This window comes from Streptomyces sp. NPDC102274 (genome assembly GCF_044766385.1).
GTDB lineage: Bacteria > Actinomycetota > Actinomycetes > Streptomycetales > Streptomycetaceae > Streptomyces.
On the sequence record NZ_JBIWLW010000126.1, the window covers coordinates 1 to 3,017 of the forward strand.

1 protein-coding gene is annotated in these 3,017 nt (G+C 69.0%); it reads left to right on the top strand.

Translation table 11 applies throughout. The annotated features are described in order from the left end of the window. A partial coding sequence (locus ACIRQP_RS42300; protein WP_403900787.1) for a Helicase associated domain protein occupies positions 1-2,808 on the top strand: 2,808 nt, incomplete at its 5' end. Between the last annotated feature and the right edge of the window lie 209 nt (positions 2,809-3,017).

Genomic DNA, 3,017 nt, shown 5'->3' on the forward strand with positions numbered 1-3,017 from the left:
CTCACGGAACTCCCCGTCGAACTTCCGCCTCTTGCCTGCCATGACCCTCAACTTCCCCTGCCGTCAGGGTCTCTACGCTACGAGGGGAAGGTCACCGAAACCCTCCCGCAGACCGCGGCCGCCATCCCTGGCGGACACGCGGACGGCCTGTGGGTTTCCAGCATCCACCACAAGCACTCCCGGCAGGTGCGGCGCGAACGCATGAGCCACTTCGGGCAGGCCCCCGCAGACCAGCGCAAGGGCTCACTCGCCGAGCTCCGCGTCCTGTGCAATGTCCGCCTGTGCGTCGAAGGCGTGGACTTCCCGCTGGCCGACTCCGTGCTGTTCGCCGACCCCAAGCAATCCACCATCGACATCATCCAGGCCATCGGACGGGCCCTGCGCATCGGCCCCGGCATGAACAAGGTCTCCACCTTGATCATCCCCGTTCTGTTCGGCCCCGGGCAACGCCCCGAAGAAGCAACCTTCGGCACGCCCTACCACCTGCTTCACCAAGTCATGATCGCGCTGCGGGCCTACGACGAGCACTACTTCTACCGCCTGCCGATCAGCGGCCGTCGCCTACTCATCTCCACCCCCGACTACGCCATCCGCCCCGCACGCGCCCTGGAGATCGCCCCGCACCTGATGCTGCGCATCATGGAACCCGAACCGGATATCTGGGACACCGGGATGGCCGCTGGACGGGCCTTCCACACCGCGCACGGGCATCTCGACGTCCCCAGCAACCACATCACAGATGACGGGTTCCATCTCGGCTGCTGGCTCGGATACCAGCGCGCCCTCAAGGCCGCCGGGCACCTGCCCGCGGCCCGTGTCGCCGCGCTGGCCACCTTCGACATCACCTGGCGCCACGACCCGGACAGCACCGAGGCCTTCCTCGAAACCGCCCAGGCCTACGCACGCGAGCACGGCCACCTCCTTCCCCACGACGCGCAGGAGACCTATCAGCGCCGCCCCCTCGCGCAGTGGCTCCTGCAGCAGCGCCGCCAGGACGACGCAGGTACCCTGCCCGACCCCTACCGGCGCGCCCTGCGTGACATCGACCGCTGGTGGAACCCTCACTGGTCCGACGCGTGGCAGCGCACCCTGGCACGGGTCCGCGACAGCACGTCGCCTCCGGTTATCACCCCCGGCCCCCTGCCCGGCGACGCAGGCCAGGCCACCCGCTGGCTCGACCGGCAGTTCGACATGTTCCCGACCCTGGAGAAGGGGCAGCGCCAGCAACTGGCGGCACTGCCGTTCAAAGACAGCCCGCTGGCCCTGGCACTGCACCGCACCCCCACCAACCACTTCGCAGGCGGCCTGCGCGCCGCCCGGCACTTCTACCGCCAGCACCACCACCTGCAGGTCCCGCCCGACTTCCACGCCGGCGAAGGCGACCGGCGTTTCCCGCTCGGCCCATGGATCGACGACCTGCGCGCCCAGGCCCGCCAAGACGCCCTCGGCAGCGAGGAGATCGCGTCCCTGGAAGCACTGGCCATGGAGTGGACACCGGCCCTCCAGCACGCACAGACGCCGCCGGCACCGCTTCCCTCACCACAGACCCCCGCCACCGTCACGGGCAATTCCGCAGCTGGAGAGGAACCGGCCCTCCAGGACACTGCCGCGCTGGTGGGCGCACACGACCCGGTGTTCTGGACAGCCGAGAGCGAGCTGCCACCGGGCCTGGCCCCGATGATCTTCGGCGGGGGCGGCCGCCGGACGCTGATCAGCATGCCCGCCGGAGCAGGCAAGACCACCACCATCGCGTCCGCCGTGCTTGAACTCGCCCCCGAAACCTGCCTGATCCTCGGCCCGGACGTGCTCCACCTCCGCAAAGCCGCCGCAACCTGGCGGAAAACGGGCGACAGGCCGCACGCGGGCCTGGGCTTTGGCCCTCACGGTGGCACCCGCCTGACGAGCGCTGCCGATCTGGCCGACTGGATCAGACAGCAGCCTCCCGGAGCGCTGGTGTTCGCCCGCTACGCAGATGCCCGGCTGGTCGCCGACAGCCACCGTCGCCACGACCTTCCTGCCTGGGGACACCTCGTCGTCGAAGAAGCGCACCGCACGGCAGAGGGCATCATCACGCCGGAACACCCCTATGCCGACATCCACTACGACGACCGCATCCTTGCCCGGCGGCGCATCTATCTGACGGCCACTCCACGCATCCCCCGCCAGATGGCACCCGGCCTCAAGGCGCGCGACGTGGACTGGGCGGTCCACATGCCCGCACAAAAGATCTTCGGTAGCCACGTCGTCCCGACGAGCCGGCAGGCACTGGAGGACGAAGAACTGCTGGCGTCCTGCCAGCTGGAGGTGGTCCGCGTCCGCAGAAACCCCGCCTCGCGGCGTCCGCGGCAATGGTCCACCGAAGCCAACGCAACCGCGCAGATCATCGAACGGCTCCGGCTGCGCCGCGTCGTGGCAGTACTGGCCACCAGGGCCGAGGCTCAGAAGTTCGCCATGCAACTGGCGGTGGACATGCTCGACGCGGAAATCCATCTGGAAGGCGATCCGGCCGTGCGGCACGCACACGACCAGCCGGTCATCCACTGCGTACGCAGGAGCTACAACCCGATGCCCCGCAACCTTGACGCCATCGTGCTGCCGGACCCCAACTGCACAGCCACACAACTCGTCAACGTCCTGCGCCCGCTCATGGCACAAGACGTACGCCACGTGGCCCGCACCAGGGTCCTCGTGCCGCACGCCGTGGACAGCGACAACGACCCGCCGAGCGACCAGTGTCTCCTCGTCCAGCGCGTCACTGCCGCCTTCTGGGCGCACGACCCCACAGAGCCGATCGCCTCGCCGCGTTGAGTATGGCCGTGGCGCCTGCCGACCTCGTCACCCCCGTTGCCTGCGTTGCCCCCCGCCAGCGGTGAGGTGTAGCGGCCGTCGCTTCGGTGAACGTCGGCTGCGCAGGTTGCTCTCCTGAGAAGCTGTTGTCGTACCGAGAGGTTCGGTTGCGGATCGAACGTGGTTTCCCGGTCGGGTGATCGGCTCGTGGCCGGGGAATGAAAGCAGGG